Below are 23,757 nucleotides of genomic sequence, written 5' to 3' on the forward strand. Positions count from 1 at the left end.
CCCAGCACCTCCGCGAAAATACCCGCCACGACCTCCTCGACCGGCGTAGTCGGCGCCCGAAACTCCCGAACGACGAACGACGGCGCGGGCAACGCCCGTCGGTCGAGCTTCCCACTGGGATTCAACGGCAACGCGTCGAGCACGACCAGCACGTCAGGCACCATGTAGTTCGGCAGCGATGTGCTCACCACCTCGCGTGTCGCCTCGACGTCGACGGTCCGTCCGCGGGTCGGCAGCACATACCCGATCAATTGCTGACCGAATTCACCGTCGCGTACGACCACCACGGCCTGGTCCACCGACTCGTCTGCCGTCAGCGCGGTCTCGATCTCCCCGAGTTCGATCCGCAGGCCACGTAGCTTCACCTGGAAATCGGTGCGACCCAGGTATTCGAGGTCACCACTCGAATTCCACCGCACCAGATCACCCGTGCGGTACAGCCGCTCACCGGAGTCGGCGAAGGGATGGGCGACGAAACGTTCTGCCGTCAGCGCCCCGCGGGCGTGATAGCCGCGGGCGAGCTGGATTCCGGCGAGATACAACTCCCCCGGCACGCCGACGGGCACGCGGTGTAACCGGCGGTCCAGCACGAACGTGCGGGTGTTCCTTATCGGTCTCCCGATCGGTATCGGACCGGACACGCCCCGCAGGCAGCGACGCACGGTCGAGGTCACCGTGGCTTCCGTGGGACCGTAGGTATTGTCCAGCACTGCGTCGGTGCGCGCAGCGAACCGAGCGGCCAGGTCCGAGGGCAGCGCTTCTCCGCCGACCGAGACGTACCGCAGCGACCGCGGCAGTGCGAGCGATGATTCCGCGAGGAACAACGCGAGCATCGACGGCACGAATTCCAAGATCGTGACGTGCCACAGGTCCGACATCCGCATCAGGTACTCGGGGTCACGATGTCCCCCGGGCGCGGCAATCACCAATCGGGCACCGACCTGTAGTGGATAGAACAACTCCCACACCGACGCGTCGAAGGTGATGGGCGTCTTGTGCAACACCGTGTCGCGATCGCCGAGCGCGTAGCGGCTACGCATCCACGCAATCTGGTTCACCACCGAGCGGTGGCTGACAGCGACGCCTTTCGGTCGCCCTGCGGACCCGGACGTGAAGATCGCATAGGCGAGATTCTCGGGCCGCAGTGGCGCCAGCCTGGACGCGTCGGTCACCGTCTCCGAGTCGAAGACCGACAGGTCCAGGATGTCGACCTCGTCGGCGTCCACCGACGCCGGCAGGTCACCACGGTCCGTGGACGTGGTCAGCACCACGGCGGGTTTCGCGGTCGCAATCACGTACTCGGTGCGGTCTGCAGGATGCTCCGGATCCAGCGGCAGGTACCCGGCACCGGCTTTGAGCACAGCGTAAATGCTCACCATCATCGTGAGGGAGCGACTCATGCCCAGCCCCACCAGCGACTCCGGTCCTACCTCTCGTGAGATCAAGTATCGGGCCAGCCGATTCGCGCGAGAATCGAACTCGGCGTAGGTCAACGACTGTTCCTCGAACACCACCGCCACCGCATCCGGCGTCCGGCGTACCTGCTCGTCGAACAGCTGCACCAGGGTCCCGCCCTCGACAACCACAGCTGTGGCATTCCACCGATCCATCGCCGCACGCTCGTCGACGCTTCGCAACTCGAGCTCGCCGACCGGTATGGTCACATCGCGTGTGACCGTCTCGAGGATGGTGACGAGTTGGGTCGCGAATCGGGCGACTGTCGATTCCTGGAACAGGTCGAGCGCATAGACGATTGATCCCTCGATTCCGGTCCGATGCCCCTCCGAATCCGAGGTGTCGGTGAAGTGGAATTCGAGATCGAGTTTGGCACCGACGATGTCCGTTTTCAGCGGGGCGATCTCCAGGCCCGGCAGAGTTACCCTGGATCGGACGAAATTGTGAACCACCAGCAGTACCTGGAACAGCGCTGAATGGGCCGTGGAGCGCGTGGGATTGAGGACTTCCACCAGGCGTTCCAGCGGAACGTCGGGGTTGCCGAATGCGGCGAGGTCGACTTCCCGGACGTCGGCCAGAATGTCGGCGAACGACATTGCGGGGTCGACGCGGCTGCGCAGCACCAGTGTGTTGCCGAACATGCCGATGAGGTCGTCGAGTGCCGGGTCGCCGCGTCCGGCGATCTGTGTGCCGATGGGGATGTCCTCAGTTCCGCTCTGGTGGGCCATCAGCACCGCCAGCGACGCGTGGACGACCATGAAGAAGGTCGAGTTATATTCTCGCGCCAGCTGATCGATACGCTCGGCCAGATTCGAACTCAGAGTGAAGCCGACCTTTGCGCCGCGCGGTGATTGCACTGGCGGACGCGGATGATCCGTCGGCAGCTCCACCATCTCCGGCAGATCTGCCAGAACCTCGGTCCAGTATCGCAGTTGTTCCGAGATCAGTGACGTCGGATCGTCCTGCGCGCCGAGAATCTCCCGCTGCCACAGGGTGTAGTCCGCATACTGCACCTCGAGCGGCGACCAGCCTGGCTCCCGTCCCTCACGCCGCGCGGCATACGCCACCACGATGTCGCGCGACATCGGCGCTGCTGAGCCGCCGTCACTGGAAATGTGATGCACTACCATCGCCAGCACGAACTCGTGATCGTCGAGCTGGAACAGCCTCACGCGCAACGGAACTTCCCGGGTCACGTCGAACCCGCGCCCCACGAAGTCGAATACGCGGGCATGTGCCTCCTCCGGAGCGACCCGCTCCGGCGCCACACTCAGCGGGAGCGCAGATGTGGGGACGATTACCTGAGACGGCCCGTGGCCCGAGTCCGGGAACATGGTGCGCAGGGCTTCGTGCCGGTCGATCACGTCGAGCAATGCTGTCTGCAGCAATTCGATGTCCAGATCGCCGGAAAGCCGAATCGCCAGAGGAATGTTGAAGGCCGCCGACTCCGGGTCGAACTGGTTGAAGAACCACATCCGCTGCTGCGCCAACGACAACGGAATCCGCGCCGGCCGCACCCGCCGCGTCAACGCCGGCCGCCCACCTTCACCGGCATGCTGCTCGGCCCGCACCGCCAGCGCCGCCACCGTCGACGCCTCGAAGATCACCCGAACCGGCACACGCGTGTCCAACGCCGCACCCAACCGGGACACCACCTGCGTCGCAACCAACGAATTGCCGCCCAACGCAAAGAAGTCGTCGTCCAGACCGACCCGCTCGAGCCCCAGCACCTCCGCGAAAATACCCGCCACGACCTCCTCGACCGGCGTAGTCGGCGCCCGAAACTCCCGAACGACGAACGACGGCGCGGGCAACGCCCGTCGGTCGAGCTTCCCACTGGGATTCAACGGCAACGCGTCGACGACCATCACCTGCGACGGCACCATATAGGTCGGCAGAGTCTCGCCCACCCTGATGCGCAGGGTCTCCGGGTCCAGGGCAGCCATGGTATCGGGAACGACGTATCCCACCAGTTGTTCACCGGTGTGGGGATCGTGGCGCAAGACCACGACGGTCTGCGCGACTCCTTCGCACCTGCTGAGCGCTGTCTCGATCTCACCGAGTTCGATCCGCAGACCCCGCAATTGCACCTGCGAGTCGATTCGCCCGACGAAGTCCAGTCGTCCGTCTTTCGTCCACCGCACCAGATCGCCCGTGCGGTACATCAGTTCGCCGGAACCCCTGAAGGGATTGGCCACGAATCGAGCTGCCGTGAGTGCACCGCGGGCATGGTAGCCGCGGGCGAGCCCACTGCCCGACAGATACAGCTCGCCGATCACGCCGACCGGGGAGGGATGCAGCCTTGCATCGAGGACAACAGCTCCGGCGCCCTCGATCGGGGTGCCGATCGTGATTCGTTCCTCCGGCACGAGCGGCTCGGTCATGGAGATGATGATGGTGGTCTCTGTGGGACCGTAACTGTTGAAGAAGCGACAGGCGGGTGCGAACTTCGCGACCAACTCCGGCGGGCAGACGTCTCCTCCGACGACCACGGCTTGGAGGTCGTCGAGCCCGTCCGGGTCGACGATCCCCAGCGCCGCCGGCGCTGTGATGATGTGGGTGACCCGCTCGACGCGTAGCAACTCCGCGAGCTCGCCGCCACCGATGATCTCGGGTGGAGCGACAACCAAGGTGGCGCCGGCACTGAACCCCGCGATCATCTCGAATACCGACGCATCGAAGCTCGACGACGAGAACCTCAGCACCCGCGAGTTGCCGGTCAAGTTCAGTTCGAGGCGGGCGTCCGCACAGAACGACGCCAGCCCGGCATGGGTTACAACGACACCCTTCGGGACCCCGGTCGAACCCGACGTGTAGATCATGTAGGCCGCATTGGACAACGCGACCGGCGCACCGCGCTCGCCGTCTGTGATCTGTGCCGCCGAAACCTCGTCGCACCGATCCTGCACGTCACCCGCGGTGGGTACCAGCCAGGCAACCTTTCCCGGCAGCGACGTGGTCTCGGCGCTGGTAAGACCGATCACGGCCCCTGAATCGGCCACCATGTATTCGATGCGCTCGACCGGCAGTTTCGGATCGATCGGCACGAACCCGCCGCCCGCCTTCGCGACCGCCCACACCGCAACCACTGATTCGATGGACCGAGCGAAGGCCAACGCGACAAATGTTTCAGGACCGACACCACGAGAGATCAGCACTCGGGCCAGTCGGTTCGATCGGGAGTCGAGGTCCGAATACGACATCTCCACGCCACCGCAGGTCAACGCAACACCCACGGGGTTCGACGCGACGCCGGCCGCCAGAATCTCCGGCAACGTCCGTGCCTGCACAGGCAGTGGCTCAGGGGCCCCAGCCGCGAGCACCCGTTGCCGCTCGGCCGGACCCAGCAAGTCGACGTCGCCCACCGCGACGGACGGATTCTCGATGACCGCGTCGAGAACCCGCACGAATCCCTCGGCGATCCCGCACACCGTCGGACCATCGAAGATGTCCGCCGCATACGACAGCCTCCCCGCATACCCGCCCCCGGCCGCCTCACTCAGAGCCATCGAGAGGTCGAATTGCGCAGCCTCCCACTCCACTTCCACCGGTGACACCGTCAAACCCGGAAGCTCCACCCTCGACGGCGCGAAATTCTGGAACGCCAACAGCACCTGAAACAGCGGCGAGAAGGACTGCGACCGCACTGGATTCATCTTGTCCACCAACCGCTCGAACGGCACATCAGCCCTGCCGAACGCCTCGAGGTCCGAATCGCGCACCCGCCCCACCAGACCCGTGAACGACTGACTCGGCTCACAATCGGCCCGCAATACCAATGTGTTGACGAACATGCCCACCAGATCGTCCAACGCCGCATCACCACGACCCGCCACCGGCGACCCGATCGCGATGTCCGATGTCCCACTCAACTTCGCCAACAGCACCGCCAACGCCGCATGCACAACCATGAACGGGGTCGCACCCTGCTCACGGGCCAGCGCCGCGAGACGCACCACCGTCGCCACCGGCACCGCGAAATCGACACTCGCACCCACCCCCGACCGTACGGCGGGACGTGGCCGGTCGAGCGGCAGAGCCAGCACGTCCGGCAGACCCGCGAGCGCATCCGCCCAGTACTCGAGTTCCTGCGAAATCAGCGACGTGGGATCGTCCTCCGAGCCGAGAAAGCCTCGTTGCCACAGGGTGTAATCCGCATACTGCACCGGCAGCGGGGTCCACGACGGCGCGTCGCCGGCTGTGCGCGTGGAGTAGGCGTGCACCAGATCGCGGGCGAGTACCTGGATCGACCAGCCGTCGATGCTGATGTGGTGCACCACCATCACCAACACGTGTTCGTCAGGAGCCTCGCACCGCACCAATGTCAGAGCGATCGGGATTTGCGTGGTGACGTCGAATCCGCGTGCCATTGCCTCCCGGATCCGTGTATCCAGAGCAGCGGCCGGGACGACGTCGGGCGCAACGTCGATCAGATCGCCGGTCGCGGTGTGATCGACCGGCAGCACGAGCTGAGACGGGCCGTCAGGGGATTCGGGAAACATCGTCCGCAGCGATTCGTGCCGTTCCAGGATGTCCGCGGCGGCCCGGCGGAGTGCGTCGACGTCGAGGGGACCGGACAGCCGCAGTGCCGCCGCCACGTTGTAGGCACTCGACGTGGGGTCGAACCGATTGAGGAACCACACTCGGGTCTGAGCCAGGGACAGGGGAAGCCTGTCGGGCCTCGGGCCGGACACGAGCGCGGGGCGCGGTCCTGCACCGGCATGTATCCGGTCGACGACGGTGGCCAGAACCCCGACGGTGGGCGCCTCGAACAGCGACCGCACGGTCAACCCAGTGCCGAGCTCATTGTTGATCCGGGCGACAACACGGGTCGCGATGAGGGAGTTACCCCCGAGGTCGAAGAAATTGTCCGACATCCCGATCCGCGAGGCGCCGAGTACGTCCGCGAGAATCTCCGCGAGGGCGTACTCGGTCGGGGTGCCGGGCGGGACGAACTGCGCCGAACTCGCGAACTCGGGAACCGGCAGTGCCTTGCGGTCGAGTTTGCCGTTCGCAGTCAACGGCAGTTCCGCGAGCACGACCAGCGCCGACGGCACCATGTACCGGGGAAGCACCGTTGCGGCAGCGTCGAGAAGCGCCCGCACGTCCGGGGACCTCCCGGGCGCAGGCACCACGTAACCGGCGAGGTAGTCGCCGGTGGACCCGTCGTTGCGGGCCAGTGCCACCGCCTGTGCAACATCTGCGTGCCGGTGCAGCGCCGCCTCGATCTCACCGAGTTCGATGCGCTGGCCGCGAAGCTTGACCTGGAAGTCCGTGCGGCCCAGGTATTCGAGCTGCCCGGTCGGCAGCCACCGAACAAGGTCGCCGGTGCGGTACAGCCGACTGCCGTCTTGCACGGTTCCCGCGGCCGCGAAGGGGTTCGCGACGAACCTGTCCGCCGTCAGATCGGACCGGGCCTGGTATCCGCGCGCGAGCTGGACACCGCCGAGATACAACTCCCCCGCTACTCCGACGGGGACGGGACGCAGGCGTCCGTCGAGCACATACGTATGGGTGTTCCAGACCGGTGCTCCGATCGGCACGGTGGTCTCGTCCGGCCCGGTCTCGTAGTAGGTCACGTCCACCGCTGCCTCGGTGGGACCGTACAGGTTGTGCAGCGCCGCCCCGCTCACCTGGTGCAGATTCGCCGCCGTCACGGTCGGCAATGCCTCACCACTGGTGAACACCCGGCGCAGCGACTTGCACCCATCGACATGCGCTCCGGCCAGGAATACGGCGAGCATCGACGGCACGAAATGCACCGTGGTCACAGATTCTGCGCGGATGACCCGCTCGAGATAGGCGGGGTCCCGGTGCCCGTCGGGCTCGGCGATCACCAGTCGCGCGCCGGTCTGCAACGGCCAGAACAACTCCCACACCGACACGTCGAATGTCACGGGGGTCTTCTGGAGAACCGTGTCGTCGTCGCTCAGTGGGTACCGATGCTGCATCCACAGCAGCCGGTTGACGATGCCCTCGTGCGGCACCGACACCCCCTTGGGTGTGCCCGTGGAGCCTGAGGTGAAGATGACATACGCAGGGTTTCGGGTATGCAACGGCCCCAACCGGTCCCGATCCCGGATGGGGTCATCCGGCAGCGCCGATACATCGAGGGTGTCGAGGTCGAGGGCCGGCACCTCGGCGGGCAGCGCGACGCGATCCGCGGTGGTGGTGAGAACGACGACTGGACCGGCGGTTGCCACGACGTACGCGATCCGCTCGGCCGGCTGGTCCGGGTCTATCGGGACGTAGGCGCCGCCGGCCTTGATCACGGCGTAGATTCCCACCAGCATATCCACCGAGCGTCGCACCGCTACACCCACGTGCGATTCGGGGCCCACACCGCCGCTGATCAGGAACCGTGCCAGCTTATTCGCGCGGGCGTCGAACTCTGTGTACGTCAGCACCGTCCCCTCGAACACGACGGCGGGGGCGTCGGGCGTGTGGGCCACCTGCGCGTCGAACAGCTCGGCGAGGGTGAGGCGCGGTACCTGGTGTTCCGTTGCATTCCAGGTGTCGACCACCTGCTCCCGTTCCTTCGGAACGAAAAGGTCGACGTCGCCGACCGGTGTGTCCGCGTCGCGCGCAATGGTCTCGAGAATCCCGATCACGCGCGCCGCGAGTGTCGTGACGGTATCGCGATCGAAAATTCCGTGCTGATAACGCAGACTCAGCCGCAGTCGAGGTTCGAGGATGGACAGCAGGGTGATCGGGTAGTGCGTGGCGTCACGCGCATCGAGAGCGGTCACTCGCATTCCCGCGATGTCGATGTGCTCGTCGAATCCGGACTTGTCGACGGGGTACGACTCGAAGACCGACAACGTGTCGAACAGGTTGCCCAGACCTATGCGTGCCTGGATGTCACCCAGTCCGAGGTAGTGGTGATCGAGCAGGGAAACTTGCTCACCCTGGAGGCGGGTGAGCAGCTGCGCGCACGTCTCGTCCGGGTCCATCCGCACCCGCACGGGCACGGTGTTGATGAAAAGCCCCAGCATGCTCTCGACACCGGACAGCTGCGGCGGCCGACCCGACACGGTGGCACCGAACACCACATCACGACGGGAGAGCAACCGGGACAGCAGTATTCCCCACGCCGCCTGGACGACGGTGTTCATGGTGACTCCATGGCGCGTCACCACCGTGTCGAGCGCACCGATCAGGGCCGCGGGCAGTGCGATGTCGACCTCACCCGGCACGCCGTGCTGTTCCGAGGACGCGTGCGGCGCCAGCAGTGTCGGCTCGTCGAGCCCCGCCAGCGCACGTTCCCAGGCGCGTAAGGACGCGTCCCGGTCGAGTGTCGCCACCCATTCCAGGTACGTGCTGTACGGCCGCGGCTCCGGCAGGGCGGGAGCGTCGTCCGCGACATAGCGAACCAGCAACTCGCGCACCAGCAGTGGCATCGACCACCCGTCGAGGATGATGTGATGGTTGGTCAGTGCCAGCACGTGACGCTCGGGTGCGGTGCGGATCAACAGCAGGCGCAAAAGCGGAGGACGGGCGAGGTCGAATCGGGCGACACGGTCGTCGTCGAGGAGACGCTCGAGTTCCACTCCCGCCGCCGACCCGCACCCGGTCAGATCCACCTCACGCCACGGCACGTCTACCCTGTCGACAACCAACTGCGCCGGGATACCGGCGTCGTCGTACTCGAATGCGGCACGCAGAGTCGCGTGGTGTGCGAGCACGCCTGCTGCGGCACGGCGCAACCTCGCGGAGTCGACCGCGCCCTCGAGGTCGATGCGCAGTTGCGCGGTGTAGATGTCCAGCGAATCGGCGGCCAGCGTCGAGTGGAACAGCAGACCGGACTGCAACGGGGACAGCGACCAGATCTCTCGTAGCCCCGGGTACGAGTGTTCCCAACGCTCGATCCGACTCTGGCTCACCGTGACCAGCTGGCAATCGGACGGTGTCAGACCACCCGCGACAGGCTGAACTGTGTGCGCGGCAAGACCGTCGAGGGCGCTTCGCCACAGATCCGCGAGGGCCGCGACGTCGGAGTCGCGGATCACCCCGGTCGGATACGCGAACGATGCCGTCAACCGGGGTCCCTCGGGGCCGTCGACCACCATCGCGTTGATGTCGATCACCGCAGCCACGGCCATGCCGGATCCGCTCGCTGTGATCAGGTCCGGTGCCTCGAGGTCCGGCAGCCAGCCGAGATCCTGCAAGTCGCCGAGGTGTTGCACGCCCATACGGCCCAGGTAGTTGAAACTGATCTGCGGCTCAGGAAGGCACCCGAGAATCGACCTCGCGCTCTCGTCGAGATGCCGAAGCAATCCGAATCCGACGCCACGGGCAGGCACCGCGACGAGCTGTTCCTTGACGGTCTTGATCACGACACCGGCAGCATGTCCACCCTCGAAGGCCCCGCCGAGATCAACGGCCGGCAGCCCGAGCCGGACCGGGAAGGCGCTGGTGAACCAACCGACGGTACGTGCAAGATCCGCGCCGGCCACCGCCTCCTCCTCGCGCCCATGACCTTCCAACGTCAGTAAAACCGAACGCTCGTCGATCCCGTGCGAGTGTCGCCACTGCACGACCGCCATCGCCAGCGCCGACAGGAGTCCGTCGTTGACGCCGCAGCCGAACACATCGGGAAGTCGAGCGAGCACCGCATCGGTCACTGCGGGACTCACGTCGATATGTACCCGCTCGGTCGTGCGCATCGTGTCGATCGCGGGCGCGATCGGTCGTGTGCCGATCTGTGGGTCAGGACCGCTGAGAACCTCTCGCCAATAGGGTAATTCGTCTGTGTGCGCTCCTCGACCTGCGGCATCCTGCAGTCCATACGCCCAGCGGCGGAACGACGTGCCCACCGGGGCCAGCGTCGGCGTCTGCCCCGCGCCCAGCTGCAGCCACGCCGTCGCGAGGTCCGGCAACAGCACGCGCCACGACACACCGTCCACCACCAGGTGATGCGCGATAACCAGCAGTCGCCCTGGTGCGCCCGCAGATTCGGAGACACACCACACCAGCTGGAGCATGATCCCGTTTTCCGGGTCCAGGCGGGCCGCAGCCGCCGCACACTCGGCGCTCACCACGTCGGTGAACGCGCGGCTGCCAGGTGCCGCCGCCGTGACGATCGTCGAAATCCGATCGCCGGCCGGCACGCTACCGGCAGCCATCGTTTCGAACGCCCAGGTACCGTCGCCGTCAGGGACGAACTTCGAACGCAGGGCATCATGATGATCGAGCACCGCCGCGAGCGTCGCACTCAACCGATCCGTATCGACATCAGACGGCAGGGTCAGCAGCAGCGCCTGGAAGAAGTCGGCGAAGGGGCCCCGCTCGAGCATCGAGTACATGATCGGCGTCGGTGGGATACGCCCGACGCCGCAACCCTCGAGCTCCTCGAGGACGACCGCCGATTCTGCCTCCACCGGCACCGCCACCGCGGCGATTCCGGCGATCGTCTTGTGCTCGAACACGGCCCGCGCACTGAAGCTGAGACCGAACTCCCTGGCTCGGGCGGCGATCTGCATCGCGACGATGCTGTCACCGCCGAGCGCGAAGAGACTGTCGTCCACACTGACCCGGTCGAGGCCGAGTGCCTCGGCGACGAGACCCGAGAGCTGCTCCTCCGCCGGTGTCGACGCGGCGCGGAACCCGTGTTCAGCTGATCCGAAGTGTGGTTGCGGCAGTGCACTGCGGTCGAGTTTGCCGGCCGCCGTCACCGGCACGTGTTCGAGCCGCATTACCGCCGACGGGATCATGTGGGACGGCACGATTTCGGCGACGCCCTCGACAATCGCGACCGGATCGAATTCACGACCGGTGTCGAGGCGCACGTACGAGACCAGCGCCGTCGTGCCGCCCGCCGTCCGATGAACCACCGTCGCCGCGAAGTTGACGCCGGCCTGGGCGAGCAGTGCCGAGTCGATCTCGCCGAGTTCGATGCGGAAGCCACGGATCTTGACCTGGGTGTCGGACCGGCCGATGAACTCGAGCGTGTAGTGCCCCGCCTCGGTGCCCTGAGACGACCGCACCCAGCGCACCTCGTCACCGGTGCGGTAGAGCCGCGACCCCGGCTCACCGAAGGGGTTGGCCACGAATCGGTTCGCCGTCAGCCCGTGCCGATGGTGATAGCCGCGTGCGATTCCGGGGCCTGCGAGGTAGAGCTCACCCACCACCCCGGCGGGCACGGCGCGGAGCTTGCGGTCGAGCACCACGACGCTCGTACCCTGGATCGGGCGGCCGATGGCAATCGGTTCGCCCGGCGTCAGCGGCTCACCTGCGGTGATAATGATGGTCGTCTCGGTCGGTCCGTAACTGTTGGTGAAGCGGCACACCTGCCCGAACCGCTCCACGAGGTCGGGGGTGCACACGTCACCGCCGACCACCACCGCCTCGAGATGTTCGAGCCCACGCGGGTCGACTGTGTTCATCACTGTGGGAGCCGTGATGATGTGGGTCACCTGCTGTTCGCTCAGCAGGTCGACGAGGTCGCTTCCACCGTGCACCTCGGGCGGGGCGACGACCATCGTGGCACCGGCGCTGAAGGCCTGGATCATCTCGAACACCGAGGCATCGAAGCTGGCCGACGAGAACCGCAGCATCCGCGATTCGTGGTGAATGCCGAGTTCCGGGCGGGCGGCGGCCGCGAAGTTCGACAGACCGCTGTGGGTGACGACGACCCCTTTCGGAAGCCCGGTCGATCCCGATGTGTAGATCATGTACGCGGGGTGACGGATTGACAGCGGGGCGCGGCGATCCACGTCGCCGATCGCGGCGCTCCGCTGTCGTTCACAGCGTGCGCGCACCTCGTCGTCGTCGAGGACGAGCCAGTGAATTCCGTCGGGCAGTGTTGCACGCAGTTCGTGCAGTGTGAGTCCCACCAGTGCCCCCGAATCGGACAGCATGTGCGCGACTCGCTCGGGTGGGAGCTTCGGATCGACAGGCACGAAGGCGGCCCCGGTCTTGGCGACCGCCCAGAACGCGACGAGTGACTCCGCCGACCTAGGGAGACTCAGCGCGACGAAGGTTTCCGGTCCGGCCCCCGATTCGATCAGTAGTCGGGCCAGTTGGTTGGATCGCTGGTCGAGCTCGTGGTAGGTGACCTCCCGTCCCGATGCCCGAATCGCGACTGCGTCCGGTGCGGCGGCAACGCCGTCGGCCAGCAAGTCGGGGAGGAGCCGCTCCGGCTCTGCCTGCGGACCGCGACATGGCACGAGATCCGCGCGTTCGTCGGCGTGCAGCACATCGAGAGCGGCGATGCGGTCGGTTGCGGCTGACGCGGCGAAGGCGGCAAAGAATTCGAGGAACCGGGCATGGTGACCGCGCAGCTCCTGTTCGGTGTACAGATTCGGGTTGGCCTCGAAGTCGACCTGCGCAACGTCGCCTGCGACACCGGGATAGATGTTCACTGCGAGGTCCTCCACCGGACCGGTGGTCAGCACGTGGAGCCTGCCGATCGACGGACCGAGCCGAATCTCGGCGTGGAACATCATGATGTTGATCGACGGACCGAAAAAGCCGCGACGACCACCCAGGACGCCCGCGTCCCGTCGTATGTCCTCGTGCCGGTATCTCTGGTGACGTAGCGCTCCGGTCAGCGCCAGTTGTGTACGTCTCATCAAGTCGACGGAGGTCGTTTCGTCCCCGACCGAGAGTCGGATCGGAAGGACATTGGAGATCATGCCGCCCGAGCGGCGCAACCGGGAGGTGGTGCGTGCCGAGACCGGCAAGCTCAACACCACGTCGTCCTGGCCGGTCAGGTGGGAAAAGAATGCAGAGACGGCAGCGACCGCGGCTGTCGCGAACGTCGCCCCGGGTTCCCGGTCGGTCAGACTCTGCAGCGCGGCTGTCGTAGCGGCGGACAGCGGTGCGCTGCTCACCAGCGACTGCGCGCCGATCTCGGCCGCTCGCCCGGCGAGGCTGATCGTCGGTGGAAGATTGTGGCTGCGTTCGGCCCAGTACTTGCGGTCCGTCTCGAACCGGCTCGACGTGCGGTAGCGGGCCTCTTCCTCGACGACCTCCCGCAATCCACTGGCGGTGAACTCGGCGGGCGCGCGACCCTCGACCGCCGCGGTGTACAGCTCCGCGGCACGGTTCATGAACGTCATGGCGCCGAAGCCGTCGAGGGCGATGTGGTGAATTCGCGAGTACCAGAAGTAGCAGTCGTCGGCGACGCGCAACATTGCCGAACGGATCAGCCGATCATGGAGGAGATCAATCGGGTTTCTGTATTCGGCGCGCATCCACGCGAGAGCCGCAGCCCGCGGATCAGGGTCGGAACGGAAGTCGAGATGTGTCATCTCGAAGCCGAGCGACTCGTCGACCGTCTGGAGCGGCTCACCGTCCCACTCGACGATTCGGAGCAGTCCGGTACCGAGTTCCCGGAGTGCGGCGGGTCCGATCCGTGCGAGCAGGCCGATGTCGAGATCAGCGATACCGACCTCTACGTACTGAGCAATGACGATCGGAACGTCGCCCAGCAGGTGCTGGGCGAACCACATTCCACGCTGAGCGGCGGAGAGTGGGAACAGCTCGGACGGCCATACAACATTCGCCATCACCGTGTCCGAAAGGACCGAAGTCGTATCGAAATCGTCCAGCGATGACACCCTCGGCCCTCGGCAATCCATATATCGACACTGAAGCGCGCGAAGGGGAACACCCATTTCACTCAGCTGCGGTTATCGACTCCTCTTTCCGACGCTACTCGCGGCCCAGCCGCCGACGCGAGACCTCGCTCCGTTGATACCGCGCGGTCTCTAAATCTCGGCGATCAGAGAAGAGCACAACAGATGGTTTGTTTTGTGCATCACACCGTTTGGATTCCGGGTGGACGGTCAGCCGTTGGGCGGCCGCCAGAGTTCGAGTCGCGGAATGTCCGGTGGCTCGAATCCCAGTACCTGGCCGTAGAAGGACAGTTCGGCGTTGCGGGAACTGATCAGGGTGGCCAGCTTCCGGAATCCGTGCGACTCCCCCTCGTACTCGAGGTAGGCGTGCGGGATGCCCTTCTCCACGAGCGCATCCCGGAACCGTTCCGCCTGCGACGGCGGCACGATCGGATCGTCGAGCCCCTGCAGGAGCAGAACCGGGCAGTTCAGTCCGGCAACGTTGTTCAGCGGTGCACGCTCGGCGTAGAGGTCGGCCGCCTCGGGCAGCGGGCCGATCAGGCCGTCGATGTACCGGGACTCGAAATCGTGTGTCTCCTTCACGAACCCGTCCAGTTCGGCCACCCCGAAGTAGGACGCACCGCACGCGAACACGTCCGACGTGGTCAGCGCCGCGAGCACGGTCCACCCGCCGGCGGATCCGCCCTCGATCGCGAGCCGGCCGGGGTCCGCCATGCCCGCCTCGGCGAGGCCGGTCACCGCCGTGACCACGTCCTCGACGTCGACGACCCCCCACTGTCCCCGCAACCGGTTGCGGTACTCGCGCCCGTATCCCGTGGAGCCGCCGTAGTTCACGTCGACGACGCCGATGCCGCGGCTGGTGAAGAACGCGAACACCGGATTCAGCGACGGCGCGACCCGCGACGTCGGTCCGCCGTGCACGAACGCCACATACGGCGGCAACTCCCCGTCCTCGCCCCGGTACCGCGGGTGACGCGGCGGGTAGGCGATCACGTGGACTTCACGTTCGTCGCCCTGGAACGTCAGCTGCCGGGCCTCGGGGAGATATGCCGCCTCGGGAAGTTCGGTGACCGACAGCCGGACGGTGCGGAGTGCACCGGTGTCGAGGTCGAGTTCGCGCAGGCCCGACGGGGTCTGGGCGCCGCCGGTCAGCAGCAGGATCCGGTTGCCGTTGCGGTCCCCGAGGCCGACGCTGGTGAGGCCGTCCAGCGGGATGTCCACGAGCGAACCCGTCGCGGGATCGAGGACGGCGAGGGTGTCGGTTCCGAACGTCCGCACGGTCAGGAGCGTGCCGTCGTCGCGGCGGGTGTGCCAGCGGCCGCCGAGCATCCACAGCGCGCCGCCGAAGTCGGCGTCCATCGGGCACAACGCGACCGGGTCGGGATCGTCGATGCCGACCCGGTAGAGATTCCACCAGCCGCTGCGGTCGCTGATCGTGTACAGCTCGGTGGGCCCGACCCATTCCGGTTGCAGCACCGATTCCTCGGGACCGCCGAGAAGTGTCCGTACCTTCCCGGTCACGCGGCCGCCTTCGACCGCCACGACCCTGAGCTCGGTGCCGTCCCACGGCATCTGCGGGTGATCCCACGCGATCCAGGCGAGGTGCCTGCGATCCGGGGACAGCCGCGGATTGGCCAGGAAGTCGGAGCCGGCGACGACGGACCGCACCCGGTGCGGATCGTTCGCCGCCGACCCGTCCAGCGGAATCACGCAGATGTCGCGGGAGACGCGGCCGTCCGTGTCGTGCCTCTCGCGGACGGCCCACACCTCACCGTCGACCACCGACAGGTCGCCGTACCGCAGCGAGCAGGGCTGCGGCGGCTCCGGTGTCAGCGGCACCGGGGTCCCGCCTTCCAGCAGGTACAGACGCTGATCGCTGAACTCGGCGAACACCAGGCGGCTAGCATCGGTGACGGTCCAGGCGCCGCCGCCGTACTCGTGAACCCGGGTGCGGGCGTTCCACGGCGCGGGCAGGACATCTTCCGGTTCGTCGTCCAGACCGAGGCGCCGCACCGAGACCCGGCCACCTTCGCTGGGTCGCAGTTCCGACCACCACACGTCGTCGCCCACGTACCGGCCACCCTCGACGGGGTGGCCGCTGGAGGCGAGATCCGCCGCCGCGATCGGAGAGGGCCAGGAACCGTAAGGCGCAGAGGTCATCCGCCGAGGATATTCCGCCGTCCCCTACTCCGCAGGCAGCCACGCGCCGTGAAGGCCCGCCGGAACCCGGATCGGCAGCCGCACCTTCCCGATCGGCCCCGCCCCGGGGTCGTCGGCGGGCAGCACGAAGAACCAGGACGACATGTCGCGTCGGTCGGTCCCGATCATTCCCCAGTACTCGTGCTCGGCGCCGGGCATGAAGATCGGCTCACCCACCGACACGCTCCCCGGATCCCAGTGCGCCTCGGTGCCGCGGGCCGTGTCGAAGAACCACAGCGAATCCTGCCGTCCCTGGCTGCGGTCGAGTTTGCCGACGGTCGCCACCGTGCGGTGCCCTCGGGTCAGCTCACGGTCGTCGACTCGCGGGAACTCGACGTCGCGGTCGCACACCACCTCTCGCGTGACCCGTCCGCTGCCGGGGTCGACGACGGCGCGAACCAGCGAGCCGAGCGACGGCTCCGGAGCCTTCGCGAACCCACCGGGATACGTCCACTCCACGTAGTCGACGCTCACCCGCCCGTCGGGCAGATCGAAGGCGTTCGCGAAATGCCACACCCAGTAGGCATCGTGCGTCGTCCACCGGACCGGACCGCCGTCGCGGGGCACCAGCGCGATCCTCGTGCCGTCCTCGGGCCGCCAGTCGAGCACGGACCCGCCGGTCAGCACGGCGGCGATGTCGAAGACCAGCGGGCACAGCATCAGAACGATGTAGCGCTCCGTAAGCGCCATGTCGTGGATCATCAGCGGGGTGTCCGCGCCCTCGACCGTCGTCGGTGTCCGCGCCACCGAGCCGTCGGGGTTGACCACCGACCACGTCAAATACGGGGCTTCCAGCATGTAATTGAACAGCACCATCTGTCCGGTGACCGGGTCGATCTTGGGGTGCGCGGTGCTCCCCACACCCATGGCGCCGTCACAGTTCTCCCGCCCCAGCGTGCTCAGGTCGGCGGGGTCGAGGCGGAACGGCAGCGTGGTCTCGGCCATCGCCAGCAGTCGCCCACCGTGCCGGACGATGTTGATGTCGGGCAACTCGCGCGACGTGCCCGCGAGGTCGGGCCCCACCTCGTCCTCGGTCGGCGTGTAGAGGTCGGTGACCCCGGGCCAGATGACGTGCCCGGCCTTCTCCTCCGCCTGCACCATCGGGGTTCGGACGAAGCGGTTGGTGTACCGGGCGGCACCGTCGGCGACTTCGATTCGGTGGACCATGCCGTCGCCGTCGAGCGGGTAGACGTACGTGCCGATCGGGTCGAACCGCGGGTTCGGACCGTTGCGCAGATAGGCGCCGTGCAGATCGGCGGGCAGCTCGCCGATCACCTCGAGACCCCGGACGTCCACCTCCTCCCGCTGCGGCGCGAACACCCCGACGAGATGGCTGTGGTGCGCGATGTCGACGGGTCCGGGGCGACGGGATACCGGTGCTGACATGTGCGTCATTCCCTCCGGGCGCGGTGAATGCGAGACGGATCCGACCCCCTCTCGAGGGTACGACGGGCACCTGCGCGGGCGGGGTGTTTCCACGACGCGACGGCGGTCTGATACCCACCAGTAGAAATCGGGTTGCCCGGGAGTGGGAGAATGACGCTCGTGAGCAACCCAGACCACGGCCATCACCGCATGCCGCACCGCAAGCTGGAGCAGTCCACCAAGCTTCAGAACGTGCTCTACGAGATTCGTGGACCGGTACATGCCCACGCCGCCCGGCTGGAGGCGGAAGGCCACCGGATCCTCAAACTCAACATCGGCAACCCTGCGCCCTTCGGTTTCGACGCGCCGGACGTGATCATGCGCGACATGATCGCCGCGCTCCCGTACGCGCAGGGGTATTCCGAGTCCAAGGGCATCCTGTCGGCACGGCGCGCGATCGTCACCCGCTACGAACTGGTCGCCGGATTCCCCGAACTCGACGTCGACGACATCTACCTGGGCAACGGTGTGTCCGAGCTCATCACGATGACGATGCAGGCGCTCCTCGACAACGGCGACGAGGTGCTGATCCCGGCACCGGACTACCCGCTGTGGACGGCGATGACGAGCCTGGCCGGCGGCACCCCGGTGCACTACCTGTGCGACGAGGGCAACGACTGGAACCCCGACATCGCGGACATCGAGTCGAAGATCACCGACAAGACCAAGGCGCTGCTGGTCATCAACCCGAACAATCCGACGGGTGCGGTGTACTCGATGGAGGTGCTGCAGCAGCTCGTCGACCTGGCGCGCAAGCATCAGCTGCTGCTTCTCGCGGACGAGATCTACGACAAGATCCTCTACGACGACGCCAAGCACATCTCACTCGCCACGCTGGCCCCGGACCTGCTGTGCCTGACGTTCAACGGCCTGTCCAAGGCGTACCGCGTCGCCGGCTACCGGTCCGGTTGGGTGGCCATCACGGGCCCGAAGGAACACGCCGCGGGTTTCCTCGAGGGACTCGACCTGCTCGCGTCGACGCGTCTGTGCCCGAACGTGCCCGGTCAGCACGCCATCCAGGTGGCCCTCGGTGGGCACCAGAGCATCGAAGACCTGATCCTGCCGGGTGGGCGACTGCTCGAGCAGCGTGATGTGGCCTGGGAACGCCTCAACATGATTCCCGGTGTCTCCTGCGTGAAGCCGAAGGGCGCGCTGTACGCATTCCCGCGCCTCGACCCGAACGTGTACGAGATCTACGACGACGAGAAGCTGGTCCAGGACCTTCTGCTGCAGGAGAAGATCCTGATGGTGCAGGGCACCGGCTTCAACTGGCCGGACCACGACCATCTCCGCATCGTGACGCTGCCGTGGGCGCGTGATCTCGCTGTCGCCATCGAGCGGTTCGGAAATTTCCTCACCAGCTACAAGCAGTAGGATCGAGACACAGCAAGCGACACGCGCGTCGCTTGCGTGTCTCCTGGGGGAAAAGCATGGTCACCAGCACCCGCGCGCGTTTCGGACAATTCGTCCACCGGCGACGGCGTTTGCTGAACCTCACACAGGACGAGGTCACGGCCGCGGGTGGCCCGTCCGACGCAGCTCAGACGCGTGCCGAGAACGGGACCGGCCCGGATCCGAGCATCGAGACCCTCCGCAAACTGGACGTCGCGCTCCGGTGGGCGCCGGGCAGCGCGGCTCGCACCCTTGACGGCGGTCATCCGACCCCGCTCGAGGCGCTCGACGGGGAGGACCGGTCGCCGACCGCGCGCCCGCTGACGCTCGGGCCGTCGGAGATTCCGCTGGATCTGGACACGATCATCGAGATCCTGGGGCCGCATACCCAGATCACCAAGCTGAGCGTGGCGCATCCCGACGTTCCGGGGCTGGCCGAGGCAGCGGGGGAACTGAGCCGGGTTGTCTCGAAGATCACCGGCGCGTACGTGACGCGGTTGCTGGAAGTCAACGGAGGACCCGCCGGGCCGCGCCAACCGCTGGTGGAATTCGCGTTCGGACACCTGCTGGAGGAACCGTCCACGGTCACCGACCCGCGTGAACTCGAGGAAGCGCGGTATCGCCGCTTCCTCTACGGCAGAGGAGAGGATCTCGACGCGGCCACCCGGGAGCGCTTCTGGCGTCGATGGGAGGACGCGGTGAAACTCGTGGCCACCGAGGATCCCGAACGCAGCGGAGACGCGGAGGTGAACGCATGAACGGCGTGCCACTGTCGGTGCGGGTCAACCGCCTCTTCTCGCTGGCTCACGACCTCGACGGTCCCGAACCGGGTGACGACACCGTCGCCGCGGGAGTGTCGCGGATACTCGGCCGTCCCGTCGAGCCGTCCGAGATCGAGTCCCTGCGCAGCAACGATCATCACGCGCCCGAGCCCGACGTGTTGCGGGCGGTCGCGCAGCACTTCCACGCCCCCGAGCAGTACCTCGCCGCCGACGGCTACCACGACTACGACACGCTGGTCCGTTTCAAGATCGCGGTCCGCGAGGCCGGCGTCCGGCACCTGTCGATGCGATCGCTCGATGCGTCCGCGGAGCCGACCACCGCGGAGATGGAATCGCTGATTCCCCTTCTGGAGAATCTGCGGCGGAGTCACGGACCGCTGCCGGTCGCGACGCCGGACCCCCGTCAGACCTGAGCGGGGACGCGCGCCGACGGGTCGGCGGGGCCGCCGAACTGAGGGAGGCGACGCGCCCACAGTGCGGCCGCCACGTGCTCGGCGTCCCGCCAGTGCTCGGCCAGCCGGGCCAGCTCCCACGGTTCGCCGCCGACGTCGGTCGTGAACAGGTGGGCCGTCCCGCCCGTGCCGTGCGCCCGGTGACCGGCCCTGCGGGCCAGGCACGCGAGGTGCAGCCGCGTCGCCGTGACCACGGGCGGTGCGGTGCCGGTATGCCCGCCGAGTTCGAACACCACGTGCCGGTCGAGGATCATGATCGCGTCGCGGATCTCGACGCTCATGCGGTCGAGGCGGCTCCGGGCCGACAGTGCCCGGCGATCCGCGGGTCGCAGTTCCAGGACCACTTCGGGCACAGCGGCGGTCAGGGTCCGCCACATCGGTTGCAGACGCCGGGCCACCTGCCGCGACCGCCGCCGGTGACCGAGCACCCGCGCCACCGGTCCGACCGAGATGAGCGCGCCCGCCGACACGACGAGCAGGCGGATGAACGCCCCCGAGTCGCTGTGCGATTCGGTCAGGGCGTTGTCTTCGCTGACCGCGTTGACCACGCCCGTCGTCACGACGACCCCCATGTCGAACACCTCGAACAACGACAGGGCGATGACCGCGAGAAACACCCGGCGCTCGCGTCCGGGTGTCGCGGTGCGCACGGCCTTCAGCGAGATCCAGAGGTTGAGCAGGGCGACGGACAGGATCGGAACCGCGTAGGTGATGCAGTACGCCGCGAAGGGCCAGCCACCCTCGTCGGCGATGGCGACGCCGCGTGATCGCGCCGGTGTGCTCAGGCCGATGAGGATCGCTCCCGCGACGGCACACATCGACAGCGAGACGACGTGGATACGGGGAAGGCGCGCCGGGCCGAGCGCCCACGCGGAGAACAGGCTGATCAGCGATGCCGCGGTCAGGATGATGCAGACGTTGCTGAGGGTGTTCGCGAACCCGTACCCGAACCAGCGGTCGAGCCAGGTCTGTGCCAGTGATCGCTGCAGGACCAGGGAGAGGGACGCGAAGACGAGGGCGGCGTTCATCCGGCGTTCGGCGACCGTCGACCGGACGAGAGCCAGGCGCAGGAGAGTCGTTCCCCAGACCACGGCGAGGAGCGGCCAGCTCACATAGGTGGGCGGTTCGTACACGGCGTCAGAACGTTCCGAGCATCCGCGACACCCGTGCGTCACCGACGGTGTCGTCGCTCGTCCCCGCTCGACGACCCGCCATGATCAGGGTGGCGAGAAGCTCCGCCTCGTATTCCTGGTCGTTCGAATAGTTGGACCGGCCGAGCATGTGGACCACGCGCGCGGTGTCGACCGTCGGCGCTGCCGCCGACAACACCGTCGAGTCGACGGAGGTGTCCCCGATCGTGTCGCGGTCGTGGCCGAGCTCCATGTGCGCCAGTTCGTGGCAGATGATGTGGGTGGCGTGCACGTCCGACGTCCCTGCTGCGTACAGGATCACGTCGTCCTCGGCCCGTGCGAGCCAGAGGCCGGAATGACCGCCCTGGACCAGGGCGTGCGAGACGGGGACCAGGTGAATCGGGCGCCCACGACGGGCCGCGACGCCGGCGACGAGCTGATCCCTGTTCCAGGGCACGGGAATACCCATCTCCGCCACGATCCGGCGAAGATGGTTGCTGGATCGCGACTGCCGCGAGATTCGCACTGGAACACCTCCGAACGGCCATAATCCTAGGCCGTCGGGGTACGAGGTCACGACATGTGGGCGATTTCACCTGCCCGGTTGACGAATACCCCTACCGTGTCGGTAGATTGGCAACCGGCACCTCGTGTGCCTCGAGCACCTGTCGCCCCCCCCCCCCCCCCCCCCCCCTGTGGGCGCCAGGTTGGTGGCGGGGTCAACCCCCCCTGTACCCCGCCACCCAGCTCGGCAAATCTCTCCACGCAGCGGCTCTGTCCGCGGAACACACCCCTCGTTCGGAGTTCCGGACCACCCTGCGTGGAGTTCGGCGTTCGCTGCAGATTAGCTGCTGCGTGCCATGCTCCGATATCTAATCACACCGGCGACATATAAGCGACACGAGAGCAATACGAGCCGGACAGCGTGGCAACACTGGCATCGCACGCCACTTCCGTCACAGCGCCTCCGGTCACCGTCCGACTACCCTGTCGTGCGTGCCGAGACAATCCCCCCAGCAGCCGACGCGATGCGGCCGATGAGCGAATTCCACGGACACGGACATGGCCACGGCCACAGCGACGGACCGGCCCCGATGGGGCCCGTGGCCGCCAAGGTGGTCGTCGGACTCCTCGTCGCCATCGGCGTCGCGGTGCTCATCGGCGTCATCGCGTTGTGGCCCGGCAAGCCGGGCGTCGACGTCGAACAGCCCTTCCAGAGCGCCCAGGGCGGCGCGGTCGTCACGGAGTCGGGCACGGTCACGATGCAGAACATCGGCGACTGCGGAAGTCCGTCGGCCGGACGCGTCTTCACCGGCACCCCGCTGCCGCCGCCCGCCGGCGCGTACGAGTGCCAGCGCAGCATCGTCGGCATCGAGTCCGGTCCCAACACCGGCACCCAGACGCTCCTCGAAATCATTCCCGGCCCCGGGCAGCCCGACCTCCGGGTGGGCGAGAAAATCCGGCTGTCCCGTCAGACGGACGTGAACGGCACCACGGAGTATTCGTTCGAGGACTATGCCCGCGGCCTGCCCGTCACCCTCATTGCCCTCGCGTTCGCCGTCGTCGTGATCGCGGTCGCGCGGTGGCGCGGATTCCGGGCACTCGTCGGCATCGTCGTCTCGTTCGGCGTGCTCGTCCTGTTCACGCTCCCGGCCCTGCTGGACGGACAACCCGCGATCCCGGTGGCCCTCGTCTCCGGCGCCGTGATCCTGTATGCCGTGCTGTATCTCGCGCACGGTGTCTCCCTGCGAACGAGTTCGGCGTTGCTGGGCACTCTCGCGTCGATGCTGGTGGCGGCGATCCTCTCCTACGCCACCATCGAGATGACTCGTCTCACTGGGCTTTCCGAGGAGCAGAACACCAACGTCCAGACGTACATACAGCACGTCAGCATCACCGGACTCCTGCTCGCCGGCTTCATCATCGGCTCGCTGGGTGTGCTCAACGACGTCACCATCACGCAGGCGGCGTCGGCGTTCGAACTGGCGTCGCTGGACCGCGACGCGTCCCGGCGGCAGATCTTCGGTTCGGCGATGCGCGTCGGTCGCGATCACATCGCCAGCACCGTCTACACCCTCGTCCTCGCGTACGCCGGCGGGGCGTTGCCGTTGCTGTTGCTGTTCAGTGTGGCGGGGCGGTCGATCCAGGACGTGCTGCTCAGTGATGCCGTGGCCATCGAGATCGTGCGTTCGGCGGTCGGTGGCATCGCCCTGGCACTGTCGGTTCCGCTGACCACCGCGATCGCGGTGATGTTGGCACGTCCGATCGGCGCGGGTCCCTCCGACAGGGTGCCCGCGATCAAGCCGTCACGCGGTGGCCGCCACTCCAAGTAGCGCGGCGT

General features: G+C 67.0%; 9 protein-coding genes. 4 read left to right on the forward strand and 5 right to left on the reverse strand.

The features are described 5' to 3' along the window. From AC1D1G_RS04970 to AC1D1G_RS04980, 3 genes are all read right to left on the reverse strand, one after another. Positions 1-14,039, reverse strand: a 14,039-nt coding sequence (locus AC1D1G_RS04970) for a non-ribosomal peptide synthetase (RefSeq protein WP_477951403.1), incomplete at its 3' end; no start/stop codon positions are given. A 207-nt stretch (positions 14,040-14,246) separates the two neighbouring features. Then, positions 14,247-16,196 carry a S9 family peptidase gene (locus AC1D1G_RS04975; protein WP_477951404.1) on the reverse strand — a complete coding sequence of 650 codons (1,950 nt, stop codon included), beginning with the start codon at positions 16,194-16,196 and terminating at the stop codon, positions 14,247-14,249. A 24-nt stretch (positions 16,197-16,220) separates the two neighbouring features. Further along, positions 16,221-17,621, reverse strand: a complete 1,401-nt coding sequence (locus AC1D1G_RS04980; RefSeq protein ID WP_477951405.1) for a carotenoid oxygenase family protein — start codon at positions 17,619-17,621, stop codon at positions 16,221-16,223. 150 nt (positions 17,622-17,771) lie between these two features. Here AC1D1G_RS04980 and AC1D1G_RS04985 point away from each other — a divergent pair, with 150 nt between their 5' ends. Genes AC1D1G_RS04985 through AC1D1G_RS04995 form a run of 3 tightly spaced genes read left to right on the forward strand, consistent with a single transcriptional unit; the run spans position 17,772 to position 20,247 of the window. Beyond that, positions 17,772-19,034: a pyridoxal phosphate-dependent aminotransferase gene (locus tag AC1D1G_RS04985; protein ID WP_005238257.1), complete on the forward strand. Its 1,263-nt coding sequence runs from the start codon at positions 17,772-17,774 to the stop codon at positions 19,032-19,034. A 56-nt stretch (positions 19,035-19,090) separates the two neighbouring features. Further along, positions 19,091-19,810 carry a helix-turn-helix domain-containing protein gene (locus AC1D1G_RS04990; RefSeq protein ID WP_061698345.1) on the forward strand — a complete coding sequence of 240 codons (720 nt, stop codon included), beginning with the start codon at positions 19,091-19,093 and terminating at the stop codon, positions 19,808-19,810. Further along, on the forward strand, positions 19,807-20,247 hold the full coding sequence (locus AC1D1G_RS04995; RefSeq protein ID WP_061042202.1) for a hypothetical protein: 441 nt from the start codon (positions 19,807-19,809) through the stop codon (positions 20,245-20,247). The genes AC1D1G_RS04990 and AC1D1G_RS04995 overlap by 4 nt, the downstream gene beginning before the upstream one ends. On the opposite strand, the gene AC1D1G_RS05000 is transcribed toward AC1D1G_RS04995, so the two are convergent. Both AC1D1G_RS05000 and AC1D1G_RS05005 read right to left on the reverse strand, forming a co-directional pair. Then, on the reverse strand, positions 20,238-21,419 hold the full coding sequence (locus AC1D1G_RS05000; protein WP_477951406.1) for an MAB_1171c family putative transporter: 1,182 nt from the start codon (positions 21,417-21,419) through the stop codon (positions 20,238-20,240). The genes AC1D1G_RS04995 and AC1D1G_RS05000 overlap by 10 nt on opposite strands. Positions 21,420-21,423: 4 nt before the next feature. Continuing rightward, positions 21,424-21,942: a hypothetical protein gene (locus AC1D1G_RS05005; protein ID WP_061042200.1), complete on the reverse strand. Its 519-nt coding sequence runs from the start codon at positions 21,940-21,942 to the stop codon at positions 21,424-21,426. A 511-nt stretch (positions 21,943-22,453) separates the two neighbouring features. On the opposite strand from AC1D1G_RS05005, the gene AC1D1G_RS05010 reads away from it, so the two are divergent. Then, positions 22,454-23,749 carry a YibE/F family protein gene (locus AC1D1G_RS05010; RefSeq protein WP_477951407.1) on the forward strand — a complete coding sequence of 432 codons (1,296 nt, stop codon included), beginning with the start codon at positions 22,454-22,456 and terminating at the stop codon, positions 23,747-23,749. The last annotated feature ends 8 nt before the right edge of the window (positions 23,750-23,757 follow it).

Source organism: Rhodococcus sp. P3_B8 (genome assembly GCF_056402775.1).